12 protein-coding genes are annotated in these 15,623 nt (G+C 72.1%); 6 read left to right on the top strand and 6 right to left on the bottom strand.

Annotation, left to right across the window (positions count from 1 at the left end):
* Positions 1-6: 6 nt before the first annotated feature.
* Complete coding sequence (locus HC031_RS14285; RefSeq protein WP_167925772.1) at positions 7-2,037, bottom strand: GGDEF domain-containing protein; 2,031 nt, start codon at positions 2,035-2,037, stop codon at positions 7-9.
* 421 nt (positions 2,038-2,458) lie between these two features.
* Here HC031_RS14285 and HC031_RS14290 point away from each other — a divergent pair, with 421 nt between their 5' ends.
* A complete protein-coding gene (locus tag HC031_RS14290) occupies positions 2,459-3,478 on the top strand; it encodes a GH25 family lysozyme (RefSeq protein WP_277349701.1) in 1,020 nt (339 codons plus the stop codon).
* On the opposite strand, the gene HC031_RS14295 is transcribed toward HC031_RS14290, so the two are convergent.
* Complete coding sequence (locus tag HC031_RS14295; RefSeq protein WP_167925774.1) at positions 3,405-4,370, bottom strand: DMT family transporter; 966 nt, start codon at positions 4,368-4,370, stop codon at positions 3,405-3,407. The genes HC031_RS14290 and HC031_RS14295 overlap by 74 nt on opposite strands.
* Between HC031_RS14295 and HC031_RS14300 the strand changes: the two genes are divergently transcribed.
* Complete coding sequence (locus HC031_RS14300; RefSeq protein ID WP_167925775.1) at positions 4,369-5,766, top strand: aminotransferase-like domain-containing protein; 1,398 nt, start codon at positions 4,369-4,371, stop codon at positions 5,764-5,766. The genes HC031_RS14295 and HC031_RS14300 overlap by 2 nt on opposite strands.
* Here HC031_RS14300 and HC031_RS14305 read toward each other — a convergent pair.
* A complete protein-coding gene (locus tag HC031_RS14305) occupies positions 5,759-6,790 on the bottom strand; it encodes an alpha/beta hydrolase family protein (protein WP_205862725.1) in 1,032 nt (343 codons plus the stop codon). The two genes, HC031_RS14300 and HC031_RS14305, sit on opposite strands and share 8 nt — an antisense overlap.
* 86 nt (positions 6,791-6,876) lie before the next feature.
* On the opposite strand from HC031_RS14305, the gene HC031_RS14310 reads away from it, so the two are divergent.
* Both HC031_RS14310 and HC031_RS14315 read left to right on the top strand, forming a co-directional pair.
* Positions 6,877-8,085 carry a cytochrome P450 gene (locus HC031_RS14310; protein WP_167925776.1) on the top strand — a complete coding sequence of 403 codons (1,209 nt, stop codon included), beginning with the start codon at positions 6,877-6,879 and terminating at the stop codon, positions 8,083-8,085.
* Positions 8,086-8,148: 63 nt separating this feature from the next.
* Positions 8,149-9,795: an alpha-amylase family protein gene (locus tag HC031_RS14315; RefSeq protein WP_167925777.1), complete on the top strand. Its 1,647-nt coding sequence runs from the start codon at positions 8,149-8,151 to the stop codon at positions 9,793-9,795.
* 87 nt (positions 9,796-9,882) lie between these two features.
* Here the strand turns inward: HC031_RS14315 and HC031_RS14320 are convergent, their stop codons facing one another.
* Positions 9,883-10,932, bottom strand: a complete 1,050-nt coding sequence (locus HC031_RS14320) for an alpha-lytic protease prodomain-containing protein (protein ID WP_167925778.1) — start codon at positions 10,930-10,932, stop codon at positions 9,883-9,885.
* 321 nt (positions 10,933-11,253) lie between these two features.
* Positions 11,254-11,718 carry a TraR/DksA family transcriptional regulator gene (locus HC031_RS14325; RefSeq protein WP_240942487.1) on the bottom strand — a complete coding sequence of 155 codons (465 nt, stop codon included), beginning with the start codon at positions 11,716-11,718 and terminating at the stop codon, positions 11,254-11,256.
* 192 nt (positions 11,719-11,910) lie between these two features.
* Here HC031_RS14325 and HC031_RS14330 point away from each other — a divergent pair, with 192 nt between their 5' ends.
* Both HC031_RS14330 and HC031_RS14335 read left to right on the top strand, forming a co-directional pair.
* Positions 11,911-13,314, top strand: coding sequence for a diguanylate cyclase domain-containing protein (locus tag HC031_RS14330; RefSeq protein WP_167925779.1), 1,404 nt, complete (start codon positions 11,911-11,913; stop codon positions 13,312-13,314).
* 149 nt (positions 13,315-13,463) lie between these two features.
* Positions 13,464-13,943 carry a response regulator gene (locus tag HC031_RS14335; protein ID WP_167925780.1) on the top strand — a complete coding sequence of 160 codons (480 nt, stop codon included), beginning with the start codon at positions 13,464-13,466 and terminating at the stop codon, positions 13,941-13,943.
* Between the two features lie 57 nt (positions 13,944-14,000).
* Here HC031_RS14335 and HC031_RS14340 read toward each other — a convergent pair whose 3' ends face one another.
* Entirely contained in the window at positions 14,001-15,605 is a 1,605-nt protein-coding gene (locus HC031_RS14340; protein WP_167925781.1) for a PAS domain-containing sensor histidine kinase, read from the bottom strand.
* Positions 15,606-15,623: the final 18 nt, after the last annotated feature.

The following is a 15,623-nucleotide window of genomic DNA, read 5'->3' on the forward strand; positions in this document are numbered from 1 at the left end:
ACCGGATCAGTTCTCGACCGGGGCCGAAGCGTAGGGGCGCTGCGCCTTCTCGGCGTACAGTCTGGCGTCCGCGCGGGCGTACAAGGTGTCGAAGTCGTGGCCGTCGCGCCACAGGGTGGCGGCACCGATGCTGACGGACGCCCGTACGTTCAGCGCGGCGCGCAGCCGCGCGGTGACGGTATCGGCATCGCCTCCGACGACCAGGACGACGAACTCGTCGCCGCCGAGTCGGCCGACGACGTCGTCGTCGGGGCGGACGCCGTCGCGTAGAGTCCGCCCGACCCAGCGGAGCAGTTCGTCGCCGGCCGCATGGCCCCCGGAGTCATTGGTCTGTTTGAACCCGTCGAGGTCGAGGATGAGCAGGGTGACGTGGCGACCGGAGCTGCGGGCGGCCGTGAGCTCGGCGGTGAACCGCTCCTCGAAGCCCCGCCGGTTGAGGCAGCCGGTCAGCGGGTCGATCCGGGAGAGCTGGTCGACCAACGCGCGTTGGCGGGCTGCCGACCATCCCTGCAGCGCGCAGGCGAGGGAGGCGGCGACCGCACCGGCGAGGTGGGTAGCCGCGTACCAGCCGCTGGAGGTCCCCGCGAAGACCGCGATGCCGAGGTACAGCAGCGACGCGGCGGTCAGCGCCGGCAGGACCGCGCGGGCCCGCGTACCGAGGGCGAGCAGCGGCATCGCCATGAGCAGCCCGACACCGGTCGGCGCGCTCACCCCGCCGTCCAGAATGGCGACGCTGGCCATGATGGCGAAGAGGACCACCGCGGCCAGGTTGATCACCATGCGGGCGGCCGGGGACCGGCTGAGCCAGCCGGTCATCGCGATGATCCCCAGCCCGACCATGCCGCCGAACACGCTGAGCAGCGCCATGCCGAGCCGGTGCGGGTGGTGAGTGGCGAAGAACGCCACGTACTGCAGGCCGATGACGCCCATCATGACCGCCATCCGGCCGGTGTCGGCGATGGAGTGCCGGCGCCGTTCCCCGGGTGCGACGGGCGCCGGGACGCGGCGCTCCACCGGTACGCGGGCGGCCGCCACCTGGTCGGCCGACGGGGCGCGTCGGTCGGGCCGGGCCTTGTCCGCGTAGAGCCGCTCGTCGGCGATCCGCTTGACCTCCTCCATCGTGTACGCGTCGGCGGGGAAGCTGGCGTGGCCGAAGCTGGCCGTGGCGGCTACCTGCATCGCGTCACGCAGCCGCTCGACGACGGCGGCCGCGGCGTCCGGTCCGGTGTCGCCGACGATGACGGCGAACTCGTCGCCGCCCAGCCGGCCGACCGCGCCCGGCGCGCGCAGCGCGTCGGTCAGGGTACGACCGGCCCAGGACAGCAGCCGGTCGCCGGTCCGGTGGCCGTACGTGTCGTTGACGTCTTTGAACCGGTCCAGGTCCACCAGCACCAGGGTCATGGGGGTGCCCGCGGCGAGCTTCCGTTCCAGCCGCTGGTCGAAGCCGCGACGGTTGAGGCAGCCGGTCAGCGGGTCGATCCGGGACAGCTCGACGAGGCGGCGCCGTAGCCGCGCGACGAGGCCGGCGTGCCAAAGGCACAGGTACCCGGTGCCGAGGAAGCCGAGCACGTGGGCGACGGCGTATCCGGCGGGCGCCGGATCGCCGAACTGTACGACGCTCCAGTAGGCCGCCAGGCTCAGTGCCGCCACCCCGGCGTAGAGCCGAGGCGGTACCAGGATCGCGAAGAACACCAGCGAGAACGGGATCAGGTCGCCGAGCGGGCTGGCGATTCCGCCGTCGAGCAGCCCGAGCAGGGCGGAGCTGGCAAGGTTGGCTACGACGCCGGACAGCTGGATCGGCACTCTCAACCGGGACCGGGCGATCGTCTTCGCCTGCCACCAGCCGAGCGCAGCGACGGCCAGCATGGCGGCGAGCACGGCGAGCATCGTCGGCCGGTGCGGCTGCCCTAGGGTTCCCAGGACGTACCCGAGCGCGATGACAGGGCCGACTGCCGAGTAGACGTTGCTGACACGGATCGCCCGCACCTGCCGCGACAGCGGGTCAGGCGGGGTGACGGTCGGGTCAGCAGGGGTCATGGCGTTCGCTCGGAGGTCCTCTCACGCGGATGGCGGTCAGCCGTCGCTTCCCCCATCGACCGGGACCGCCGAATTCTGAGGGATGCATACGGTGGTAAGCCAGGGTCGGACTCCCTGTGCAAGCACTAAGAGCAACGTCTTGACTACACAGAGTAGACGGAATATATTTTCAACCTCCGCTTCGTCACCGTGGGTGACGGTATCGGCGATACGGCCTCAGACGGCACGCGGCCACATAGGTCACGCACGGCCGCACACGCGGCACACGGCCGCACACCACACAGGGCCGCACACCACACAGGGCCGCACACCACAGGGCCACACACCACAGGGCCACACACCACACAGGGCCGCACACCACAGGGCCACACCGGCGACAGACGGCCTATCTGCCAACGACACCCCGCACTCGAGGGCGGTGATGCCACCATGTCGATCTTCGGCTGGGATTGACGCATCCGACTACGACTGGGACCGCGGCCCGATGGACGTCGACGCCGCGGTCCGGGACGGGATCACGTTCTTCACCCACAAGGCCACCGAGGGCACCACGATCCGGCACGTCCACTACGGCGAGGCGCTCAACCGGGCGCGCGCCGCCGGAATGCCGCTGATGGGCGCGTACATGGTCGTGCGCACGCCCGGCAACAACGGCCACGGCGCCGTGCCGGCGCAGGTCGACTACGCCCTCGCGTACCTGGACTCACAGACCCCGTGGTGGCGTACCACCCCCGAATTCTTCATCCAGGTCGACACGGAGCACTGGGGATACGACGACGTCGCGCCACAGTACGGCGTCACCGCCTGCTCCCTCCTGCGCGCCCGGACCGGCAAGTGGGTGGTCCTCTACGCCCCGCGCTGGGCCTACGGCGACGGCATTCCCGGTAACGATCCACTGTGGGCGTCGTCCTACGGCGCCAATCCGGCAGTGCCGTACCGGCAGGCGTATCCGGGTGACGGCTCGTCCGGCTGGGCGTCCTACAGCGGCCGCACACCCACGATCCTGCAGTACGGCAGCCGGCTCACGATCGGAACGCAGCCGTACTGCGACGCCGACGCGTTCCGCGGCACCGTCGCCCAGATGCGCGCACTCATCACGGGAGTAGACATGGACGCAGTGCAGAACTACCGCCTCAAGCTCCTGTTCGAAAACTGGGACCCCACCAGGGACCAGTGGGTCGCGGCGGGTGGAGACCCCGCGGTGTGGGATGCGGCCAACGCCGCCGGCGGCGCCCGTAACGGCGTCAAGCAGACGTTCAACTCCTTCAACGACTCGTTCGACACGCTGAACGGGAAGGTCGACGCGCTCGACAGCGCCGTTCACGCGATCGGCGCACCCACCCAGGACCAGGTGAACACGGCCGTCCTCAACGCGATGCTCGATCCGCGGGTACAGCAGGGAATCGGCGACGCCATCGCGTCGCATCTGCACGTGAGCTGACCGTACGGGCCCGTTGGGTCAGCACGACACAGACCAGAACGAGCAGTGCGATCCCGACGGACCCGGCTGAGATCCGTTCCCGCAGCAGCAGGGCGGACCAGCCGAGAGTCAACACCGGCTGGGCGAGCTGCAGTTGGCCGACGCGGGCGACCCCGCCACGGGCCAGCCCGGCGTACCACGCGAAGAATCCGAGGAACATCGACACGACGGTCACGTACCCGAAACCGAGCCATCCGGTGGCGTCGGCGTGCGGGCGGTGCGCGAGGACGGAGACGACGGTCACCGGCACGGTCGCGGGCAGCGACGCGACCAGCGCCCAGCAGATGGTACGGGCGCCGCCCAGGTCGCGGGCCAGCGCGCCGCCCTCGGCGTACCCGAGGCCGCAGAGCGCGACGGCGGCGAGCAGGAACACGTCGGCCAGTGAGACGGCGCCGGACACGCCGCCGCTGAGCGCGAGGAACGCGAGCACCGCCAGCAGGCCGGCGATGCTGGTGGCCCAGAACGTACGGGGTGGACGCTCGCCGCCGCGGACCACGGCGAACACGGCGGTGACCGCGGGTAGCACGCTGATGACGACGGCCCCGTGTGCGGCGGTCCGGGTGAGCAGGGCCAGCGACGTGAACAGCGGGAACCCGACCACCACTCCGGCGGCGACGCCGGCGATCCGCCGCCACTGCGCCGCGGTCGGGCGCGGGGCCCGGGTCAGGCGCAGGTAGCCCCAGGCCAGCAGGCCGGCGCCGGCCGCCCGGCCGAAGGCGACGAACCACGGGTCGAGCCCGGCGACGGCGGCCCGGGTGGCTGGCAGCGACAGGCTGAAGGCGAGGACCCCGATGGCGCCGAACGCGATACCCGTTACCCGACCCGGCTCGGTAGCGTTACTGTGCTCTCTCATGGATCACGATAACGCATCCGCTCGCGTTATCCGAGAACTCCGGGTGCTCGCGGCCGCGGCGGAGCCGGGCGCGCGGCTGCCCTCGGTACGCGAGCTGACCGCCCGGCACCACGCGTCGCCGGTCACCGTGGCCCGGGCGATCCGCACCCTGGCCGCCCAAGGGCTGCTCGAGGCGCGCCCGGGCCTGGGCACGTTCGTCGCCCGCCGCTCGGCAGACCGGCCGGACGCCGACCTGTCGTGGCAGGCGGTGGCCCTGCGCCCCAGGCCGGCCGGGGAGGAGGCGATGCAGGCGCTGCTGGCGGTGCCCCGGCCCGGCGCGATCCCGCTGTCCGGCGGCTATCTCGACGAGGACCTGCAGCCGGCGGCGGCGCTCGGCGCGGCCCTCGCCCGCGCCGCCCGGCACCCCACCGCGTGGCAGCGCGGCCCCGTCGAGGGCCGCGCGGACCTGCGCGCGTGGTTCGCCCGCGAGGCCGGTGGCGGGCTGCGGGCCGAGGACATGGTGATCTGCCCCGGCGGCCAGGCCGCCCTTGCCACCGCGTTCCGCGCGCTCGCCGCGCCGGGCGACACGGTGCTGGTCGAGTCCCCGACCTACCTCGGTGCTCTGGCGGCCGCCCGCGCGGCCGGGCTCACCGTCGTCGGCGTGCCCGCCGACGCCGACGGCGTACGGCCGGACCTGCTCGCGACCGCGCTCCGCAACACCGGCGCCCGCCTGTTCTACTGCCAGCCGCTGTACGCCAACCCGCACGGCGCCGTGCTCGCCGCCGACCGTCGCGCGGCGGTGGCCGACGCCGTCCACGCCGCAGGAGCGTTCCTGCTGGAAGACGACTACGCCCGTGACCTCGCGATCGACGGCGACCCGCCGGCCCCGCTGGCCGCCGACGACCCGTACGGCCACGTCGTGTACCTGCGGTCGCTGACCAAGTCGGCCGCGCCGGGGCTGCGGGTCGCGGCGATCGGCGCGCGCGGGGCGGCCGGCGCGCGACTGCGCGCGGCCCGCGTACTCGACGATTTTTTCGTAGCCGGCCCCCTGCAGCAGGCGGCGCTGGACTTCGTGACCGCACCCGCCTGGTCCCGGCACCGGCGGGCGCTCCGCGCGGCCCTGCGCCAGCGGCGGGACGCGCTGCTCGCCGCTCTGCACCGGCACCTGCCGGCCCTCGTGCCGGCCGCCGCGCCGCGCGGCGGGCTGCACCTGTGGGTCCGCCTGCCCGATGGCCTCGACGACGTCGAACTGACCGTGGCGGCGGCGGGCGAGCGGGTGGTCGTGTTCCCGGGCCGCCCGTGGTTCGCCGCCGAGCCCCCGGCGCCGCACCTGCGCCTGACGTTCGCCGCCGCACCGCCCGAGATCCTCGACGAGGGCGTCCGCCGGCTCGCCCGGGCGGTCGAAGCGCTCAGCTGACAGCCGCCACGATCCAGTCGGCGGTGTCGGGCAGCCAGGCCCAGCGCGCATTCCCGACCAGGTGTTCGCCCTCCTCGACGAGCAGGTACTCGCCGCGTGGGGCCTCGCGGGCGATCCGCGCGCCGCCCGCGACCCCCGGGATGACGTCGCGGCCGCCGTCGACGACGCGCAGGGGCTGCCGGATCCGCGCGGCCACCCCGTCCAGCCGGACCCGGTCGGCGAACGCGCGGGCGGCGTCGCGACTGCCGGTACGCAGGGCGAGGGTCTCGGTCACGAACGGCGGCAGGTCGTCGAAGGACAGCGCGTACGGGCAGCTGACGATGACACCCGCCCGGACGCGCGGGAGGTGGGCCAGCGTGACGGCGCCGTAGAAGCCGCCGAGACTGAGCGCGATCGCGCCGAGTCGGCTCAGGTCGAGGTCGGCGCGCCCGTCGAGCGCGTCGATCGCGGCGGCGGCGACCTCGTGGAAGTCCGGTTCCGGCGCGCAGGCCACGGCGAGCTCACCCTGGCCGGGGCCGTCCAGCGCGTAGGTCGCCATACCACGCCGGAGCAGGGCCTCGGCGATGGAGTGGAACTCGACCTTGCTGGAGTCCATTCCGGCGATCACGAGGACGACCGGCGGGCGTTCGACGCCGGCCGGGCGCCGCAGGACGGCGCGGAAGCGGGCTCCACCGATGTGCTCGGCCGCCGGGTCGAGCAGGCCGAGGGCCCGGCACATCGCGCCGGCGGCCCGTTCGTGCGCCCGTGCCACGGCGGTGGGCAGGATCGTGGCGAAGTGGAACCACAGCGCCGCGTCGCGGTACGCCTCGCCGGCCGTGACGAGCCGGCCGGCGGCCTCGGCGCGCTCGCCGCGCGCCAGGTGCCCGGCCGCGGTCGCCGCGAACGCTTCGGGCCACTCCCGCAGCGAGGCCAGGCGGGACGTCACGGCGTCGTACTGCGCCGGGTCGACGCCGGCCGAGACCACCCTGGACCGGGCGCCGGCGATCTGAGCCGGCAGGATGCCCGGAGTGTCGAAGAAGGACATCAGCTCTCCTCTATTTTTGGCTGGTCCTACTATCTCGAAACCGGCAAGGGTTCCGGCGGGGGCATCGGGCGCGGGAGCCTGGAGGTATGTCCACGCCGACGGTTGACCTCCGCCTCCTCGCCGACCCCGCCCTGCGCGCCGACCCGTACCCGCTGCTGCGCCAGCTCCGCGCGGCCTCCCCGCTGTCGCTGATGGACGGGATGCTCGTGGTGGCCGCCCGGCACCGCGACTGCGCGGCCCTCCTCCGCCACCCCAACGCCAGCTCCGAGCGGGCCCGTTCGGAGCTCGTCCCGGCCGGCCTGCCCAGAGGCGCGCTGTCGTTCCTGTCGCTGGACCCGCCCGATCACACGCGGCTGCGCCGGCTGGTGTCCTCGGCGTTCACCCCACGGGTCGTCGCGGGGCTGCGGCCGCGGATCACCGAGGTGGTGGACGCGCTGTTCGCCCGGATCGCCGAGCAGGGGCGCGCGGACATCGTCGCCGACCTGGCGTACCCGCTGCCGGTGCAGATCATCAGCGAGCTGCTCGGCGTACCCGCCGACGACCACGAGCAGTTCCGCGTCTGGTCGGCGCGGCTCGCCCGCTCGCTCGACCCGCAGTTCGCCGACCCCGACCAGCAGCGCCTGGACGCGGCCGCGCAGGCGCGCGAGGAGTTCGAGCGATACTTCGGCCGCCTGATCGCGCAGCGCCGGGCGCACCCGGCCGACGACCTGCTGTCGCTGCTGGTGCACGCCGAGTCCGAAGGCGACCAGCTCACCGAGGAGGAACTGCTGGCCACGTGCGTGCTGCTGCTGGTCGCCGGGCACGAGACGACGGCCAACCTGATCGCCAACGCGGTACTGGCGCTGCTGCGCCAACCCGACCAGCTCGCCGCCCTGCGGGCCCGCCCGGCGCTCGTCGAGCCCTGCGTCGAGGAGACGCTGCGCTTCGACCCGCCGGTACAGCTGACCACCCGCATCGCGCGCGGCCCGCTGCCGGTCGGCGACACCGAGGTACCCGACGGCGGGATCGCCGTGCTGCTCATCGCGGCGGCCAACCGGGACCCGGAGGTGTTCGACGACCCGGACCGCTTCGACATCACCCGCGGCGGGACGGGCCACCTCGCCTTCGCCGCCGGCATCCACTTCTGCCTGGGCGCGGGGCTCGCCCGGCTGGAGTCGGCGGTCGCGCTGGACGCGTTCGCGCAGCGGGTCGTGGCGCCCCGGCTGGCGACGCCGACGGTGGCGTACAAGGAGAACTTCAACCTGCGCGGACCGGCCCGGCTGGAGGTCGAGTTCGACGCCGTCACAGCTGCCTAGGTTTACCGACGTCGAGGGGGCGGGCACACATAGACCGCCCCCTCAACGATGGAGACCGACAGCATGAGCGAGCACTGGTACAAGGAGGCGGTCATCTACTGTCTCGATGTCGAGACGTTCGCCGACTCCGACGGCGACGGCGTGGGTGACCTCCGTGGCCTGATCGGCCGGCTGGACTACCTGGCGCGCCTCGGCGTCACATGCCTGTGGCTCAACCCGATCCACCCCTCCCCCGGCCGCGACGACGGGTACGACATCACCGACTTCTACACCGTCAATCCCCGGATCGGCAGCCTCGGCGACTTCGCCGAGCTGCTGCACCAGGCGTCCAACCGGGGCATCCGGGTCATGATCGACCTGGTCGTCAACCACACCTCCGACGAGCACCCGTGGTTCCAGTCGGCCCGGTCGTCGCCGGACTCGCCGTACCGCGACTGGTACGTGTGGTCGCCGACCGAGCCGCCGGACCGGTTCCAGGGCCTGGTCTTCCCGGGCGAGCAGCGCGAGACGTGGTCGTACGACGAGACCGCGAAGGCCTGGTACTACCACCGCTTCTACGACTTCCCGCCCGACCTCAACTACCGCAACCCGCAGGTGCGCGACGAGATCAAAAAGATCATGGGGTTCTGGCTGCAGCTCGGCGTCGCCGGTTTCCGCATGGACGCCGTGCCGTTCATCATCGAGCTGACCGAGCCGGGCAAGGAACCCTGCCCGATGGACTTCGAGTTCGTCACCGAGCTTCGCCAGCACGCCCAGTGGCGCCGCGGCGACGCCGTACTGCTCGCCGAAGCCAACGTGGAGCCCGACCAGCTCGTCAACTACTTCGCCGACGCCGGCGGCTCCAACAACCGGCTGCACATGCTGTTCGACTTCATGCTCAACGGCCGCCTCATGCTGGCGCTGGCCCGCCGGGATCCCGAGCCCATCATCGAGGCGCTGCGGGAAACCCCCAAGCTGCCGTTCGGCGGGCAGTGGGCGACGTTCCTGCGCAACCACGACGAGATCGACCTGTCCCGGCTGACCGCCGAACAACGCGCGGACGTTTTCGCCGCGTTCGGCCCGGACGAGAACATGCGACTGTACGACCGGGGTATCCGCCGCCGCCTGGCCCCGATGCTCGGCAACGACCGGCGCCGGCTGGAGCTCGCCTACTCGCTGCAGTTCACCCTGCGCGGCACCCCGGTGCTGCGCTACGGCGAGGAGATCGGCATGGGTGACGACCTGTCGCTGCCGGGCCGCGACTCGATCCGTACGCCGATGCAGTGGTCACCGTCGGCCGGCGGCGGGTTCTCCGGCGCCGAGAAGCCGATCCGCCCCGTGATCGCAGACGGTGAATTCGGGTACGAGAAGGTCAACGTCACCGCTCAACGCCACGACCCGGACTCGCTGCTCGCCTGGTTCGAGCGCATGATCCGCACACTCCGGGAAAGTCCCGAGGTCAGCGCCGGATCGTGCACCCACATCGACCGCAAGCTGCCGCCGGGGGTGCTGGCGCACCGGGCCGACGGGAGCACCGGCACCATGCTGTTCCTGCACAACCTCGGCACCGAGGACGCCCGGGTCGACCTCGGCGACCTGTACGCCGAGGCCGACGACCCCAACCAGGTCTTCGGCGACCGCGACTACGGTCCGGTGGGCCGGCTGGACGCGCTGGACCTCGCCGGCAACGGCTACCGGTGGATCCGCCTGTGCCGCAATCCCGGCGCGTGAGCATCGCAAAAATGGAGCGGCACAGAAGCAGCGTCGCAAAAGGACGGAGGATGCCCCTCGACGAGGCACCCTCCGTTCGGTTCGGACCTAGTAGACGCTGACTCCGTACGCGCTGAGCGCCGCGGTCACGGGCTGGAAGAACGTGGTGCCGCCGGAGGTGCAGTTGCCGCTGCCGCCGGAGGTGAGCCCGAGCGCCGTGCTGCCGGCGTAGAGCGATCCACCGCTGTCGCCGCCCTCGGCGCAGACCGTCGTCTGGATCAGTCCGTAGACGGTGCCCTCGGCATAGTTGACGGTGGCGTTCAGCGCGGTCACCCGGCCGCTGCGGATCCCGGTCGTGCTGCCGCGGCGGGTCACCGTCTCGCCGACGTACGCGTTGCCGGCCGCCGTGATGTCCACCGAGCCGACGGTGCCGGACTTGGTGATGGAGCTGTTGGTGTACCGCACGATGGCGTAGTCGTTGCCGGGGAAGCGGCTGCCCGCGGTGTTGCCGAGCAAGGTGCTGTGGCTGCCGTCGGCGTACCAGGTCGAGGCGATGTTGCCGCAGTGCCCGGCGGTCAGGAAGTAGTAGGTGCTGCCACTTCGGACGTTGAAGCCGAGCGAGCAGCGGTACTGGCCGCCGTAGATGGCGTCACCGCCGGAGATCCGGGTGCTTATCGGGCCGGGAGTGGTCACGACGCGGACGGCGTCGCCGAGGCGGGCGACCGCGGCGTTGAGCTGGTCGAGCCGAGCGCCGGTGACGGTGCTGTCGACGGTGACGACGACCTGGTTGCCGACCGGGTCGGTAGCCCAGGCGGTACCGGGGATCTTCGCCGTCCGGTCGAGTTCGGTGACGGCGTTCGCAAGCTGTGCGGCGTTGTGGGTCACGCGTCTGGGGGTGGCGCCGGCGGCGCGGACGGTCCGCTCGGCGGCGGCGTCCGTGACGGTGACGACCATTCGGCCGGCGGAGTCGAGGTAGGTGCCGGCCGACCGGTCGCCCAGCCGGGCCGCGAGGCCCTGGGCGGCGTCGGCGTCGGCCGCGGTCATGGGGTGGGCCGTGGCGGCCTGGGCGAGGGACGGTGCGAGCAGGGTGCCGGCCACGAGCGCGGTCGCCGCGCCGGTCACGGCGGCGCGTCGCAAGGACGACCTTGTGAGTCTCACGCGAACCTCCGGGGATGAGTTCACGCGGGGCGTTCGGGGTTGAACGGTTGCCGCGTACGGCGATGCTGGCCCCTCGCCGAGATATATACAAGGATCAATCTAAATTATGGGGGTGTGTCCGAGGGAAATCATTCTTGCCCGCTTCATGTTTCTGCGCGGCGCACGCGTCGGCGCGGGTGACCGGGTGACTCCGCCCGCAGCGCGTCAGCGGACCGCGGCGGGCCGAACTGCTTCCGGCGGGCCGAATCGCTTCCGGCGGGCCGAATGCTTCCGGGGGGCCGGTGACACCGACCCCCCGGACGTACCCTCCGCCGCGCCGCCTCAGCGACGCTCGGCGACCTGCTTGCAGGTGACGCAGAGCGTCGCGGACGGGTAGACCGCCAGCCGGGCCGGTGGAATGGGCTCGGCGCAGCCCTCACACCACCCGTAGCCGCCCTGCGCCAGCCGCTCCAGCGCCCGCTCCACCTGGTCGATCCGTTCCCGCACCGCGTTGGCGAGCGAGATCTCCTGCTCCCGGTTGAACGCCTTGGTGCCGATGTCCACGACGTCGTCACCGGCGTCAGGTACCAGCAGACCCCGCTCCTCTGTGGTCATGTCGGCGATGAGCGAGCTGTACTCGAGGCGCAGTTCGGCGAGGCGCTCTTCGAGAGCCGCGCGGACATTCGCGGTCTGCACCTCGACGCTCGTCTGCGCGACCGGCTCGGGCTTTACGACCTCGACCGGGCTCGGTGGGGCCGACAAAGCCGTCGGTTGGGCAAGGGCGGTGGCGTCAGCTTCCATCAACATCGGCGCTCCCAATCAACGGCCCGCCGGTCCGCCGGTCGGGCGTAGCAATCCCTGGTCTGCTCGACGGTCACCGCGCGGTGAGACGGGCACCGCGACGATCCTGTCGATGCCGGCCCCGGTACCCAGGCCGGGCCCAACCGAAACCAGGACAGGAAGCCTCCAATTAGCCGCAAAGCTTCCGATGGTCACCGCGTGACCCCATCAACCCGCCAACCGACGGACCGCAACGAGCGACTGCACGCCCTCGTCGCCGTGGCGACGGCGACGCTGGACACTGTCGCGGACGAGCCTCGGCTGGCCGCGCTGGTCGTCGACGCGCTCGGGCGGGCGCTGGACGCGCACACGACAGTGTGGACGTTCTCCGGTGGCGGCGCGATGGACCTGCTGGCGAGCAGCCACCCGGAGGCGCTGCGGGTACGCCTGGAAGCCGGGCTGGGCGACCGGATCACCCGGCCGGGTGACCTCACGAGCGCCCGGTTCGACGGCGCGGCACTGGTACCCGTGCGGGCGCGGGGACGGGTGTCCGGCGCGGTGGCGGTGTCCCGCCCGGGTGGCGAGCCGTTCACCGACGACGAACTGGAGTTCGTCCACGCGCTCGCCGATGTGGCGGGCGCGACCGCCCAGTACGCCCGGAGCCTGGCGGACTCGGCCGAGGTGGTGGAGGACCTGCGCCAGCAGTGCGAACTGATGGAGCGCATCTCCGACGCGCTGATCGGCTGCGATGCCGAGGGGCGGATCGTGAGCTGGAACGCCGGAGCTGAGCGGGTCTACGGGTACCCGCGCGGTGAAGTGCTGGGCTGTGACGTCTTCACCCTGCTGGCGACGCGCTTCTTCGACATGAACGGTTCGGCCGTGCCGATGGAGGAGGTCCTCGACACCGTCGCCGCGACCGGCCAGTGGCACGGCGAACTGCACGAGCGCCGGTCGGACGGCGCGCCGCTGACCGTGCTGTGCGCGCTGACCGCCAGGGGCGGACCGGCTGGCGCGGACACGGGTACCGTACTGGTCAACCGGGACATCACCGGCCTGCGCGACGAGCAGCGCACGATGCACGACCCCTTGACGGGCCTGCCCACCCGCCGACTGCTGACCAAGCGCCTGTTCCACGCGCTGGCCCGGCGACACCGGACCGGATCAGCGCTCGCCGTGCTCTTCGTGGACCTGGATATGTTCAGACCCCTCAACGAGACGTACGGCCGGGAGGCCGGCGACACGGTCCTGGTCGAGACGTCGCGTCGCCTCGCCGACGCGGTCCGCCAGAGCGACACCGTGTGGCGCCTGGGCGGGGACCAGTTCGTGGTCGTCCTGGAAGAAGCCGGCACGCTGGACAACATCCGGCGCGTCACGGAGCGGGTGATGGAGACGCTGTCCCGGCCGGTCACGGCGGGCAGGCACAGCATCGAGGTACTGGTGAGCATCGGCGGCGCCGTCGTGGACGCCGCCGAGCCGGGCGGCGAGATCGCGCCGGAGACCCTCATCGACGTCGCCGACGAGGCGATGCGCACGGCCAAGCACAGCCGGTCCGGGATGCGGTTCACGTACTGCGCCGGCCTGCCGGAGCGGGACGAGACCACCAGAAACGGTAAATGCAATTAATACCGGCGAGCCGTGTCAAATACCCGCGAATTACTGTTCTACTGTGCGAACCGGCGCGCCGGGCCATCCGAAGCGACCGCGTGACCAACGGCAGAAAAATGACCTGACAGGCGACATGAGTAATCGGGGTCATACGTAGAGTGACTGGCATGGCGAATGCAGGGAGCACCCGGATCGCCGGGCAGACGATCCTCGCCGTCGACGACGAAGCCGACCTGCTCGAGGCGGTCCGACGGGTACTGAGCCGGTTCGGGCACACCGTACTCACGGCCACCGGGCCGGCCGAGGCGCTCGACGTGTGCCGCCACTACGTCGGCCGGATCGACCTTCTCCTCACCGACGTCAGGATGCCCGGCGGCAGCGGCGCCGAACTGGCCGACCAGGCCGTCGAGCTGCGACCGGAGCTGGCCGTGCTGTACATGTCCGGGCTCTACGACGCGGCGGACGACAGGCCGGGCGCGCGGCGCACGGTGGTGGCGAAACCGTTCACCCCGACGAGCCTGATCGAAGCGGTCGACAGCGTGATGTCCACTCGATCCGACTACCGGCCGGCCCACGCCGATCACCGACCGGAGCCCGAGTACCGGCCGGCGCGCGCCGACTACCGGCCGGCCCACGCCGCCCACTGAGCGGCCCACGCCCACTGACCGGCCCACCCGTACCGGCGACCGCGACGGCCGCGCGGCCTACGCCGCGTCGAGCACCCGGCGCACCGCCTCGAGCAGCCCCGACTCCGAGAACGGCTTCTCCAGCAGCGCCGCACCGGGCTCCAGCGTGCCGTTGCTGGCGAGGATCGGCGGTGCGTACCCCGTGATGTACAGGACCCGCACGCCGGGCCGCAGCGCGCGCAGCCGCTCGGCGACGTCCTTGCCGAGCATCCTGGGCATCACCACGTCGGTGATCAGCAGATGGATCTCGCCCTCGTGGCGCCCGGCCAGCTCCAGCGCGTCCAGGGGTGAGCCGGCCATCAGCACGTCGTACCCGTGACGGCGCAGGATGCGCTCCGCCACCTCGCGGATCGCCGGCTCGTCCTCGACGACCAGGACGGTCTCGCCGCCGCCCGACGGCGCGTCCCCGACGACCGGCGCATCGACGTCGACCGGCCCCTCGTCGGTGGCCGGCAGCAGCACGGTGAACGTCGTGCCGACGCCCGGCTCGGAGGCGATGAGCACGTCGCCGCCCGACTGCCGGACGATCCCGTACACCGTCGCGAGACCGAGCCCGGTCCCCTCGCCCTTCGCCTTGGTCGTGAAGAACGGCTCGAAGGCGCGCGCGATGACCTCGCGCGGCATGCCGGCGCCGGTGTCCTCGACCTGCATCCGCACGTACCGGCCGGCAGGCACCCCGGACTCCTTGCCCACCACCATGTTGTCGGTGCGGATCGTCAGCGCGCCGCCCCCGGGCATCGCGTCGCGGGCGTTGACCGCCAGGTTGACCAGGACCTGCTCGAGCTGTCCCGGGTCGGCCTTCACCGGCCACAGCCCCCGCGTCAGCTCGGTGGCGAGCTGGACGTGTTCGCCGATCGACCGGTTCAGCAGCTCCTTGACGTCGGCGATGACGGCGTTGAGCGACAGGACGCGCGGGCGCACCACCTCCCGCCGGGCGAACGCGAGAAGCTGATGGGTGAGCGAGATGCCGCGCTCCGTGGCGCGCTGGATCTGCTGCATGTCGCGGGCGACCGAGTGCCAGCGGTCCGGGTCGGCAGTGGCGGCGGTCTCGAGCTCTTCGGAGACGAACGCCGCATAGTTGACGATCACCGCGAGCAGGTTGTTGAAGTCGTGCGCGACCCCGCCGGCGAGGTGCCCGAGGCTCTCCAGCCGCTGCGCCTGCTGCAGGCGGTTCTCCAGCTGCTGTCGCTGGGCCAGCTCTTCAAGGCGCACCCGTTCGCCCAGCTCCCGGCAGATCATGGCGACGCCCACCACCGCGCCGGTCGGGTCGGTGATCGGTGACGACGTGGTGACCACCTCGACGCACGTACCGTCGCGGCGCAGTCGCTGGACGCGGCGGGACTCGACGCGCTCGCCACGGCGTAGCCGGGCGATGACCTCTTCCTCCTCGGCCCGCTGCTCCGGCGCCCACAGCCGGCCGGCGTGCTGGCCGATCATCTCGGCCGCCGGGTAGCCGAACAGGTGCTCGGCCGCCGCGTTCCAGGTGGTGACGACGCCATCGAGGGTCAGGCCGGCGATCGCGTCGTGCGACGAACGGACGATCGCCGCGAGGCGCGAGTCCTCGTCCGCGACGCCGTCCGTACCGGGAAGTTCACACGACGGTCCATTCAAGCGCTGACCCATCATCCCCCACCAAACACG

Source organism: Planosporangium thailandense (assembly GCF_011947195.1).
Lineage (GTDB): Bacteria > Actinomycetota > Actinomycetes > Mycobacteriales > Micromonosporaceae > Planosporangium > Planosporangium thailandense.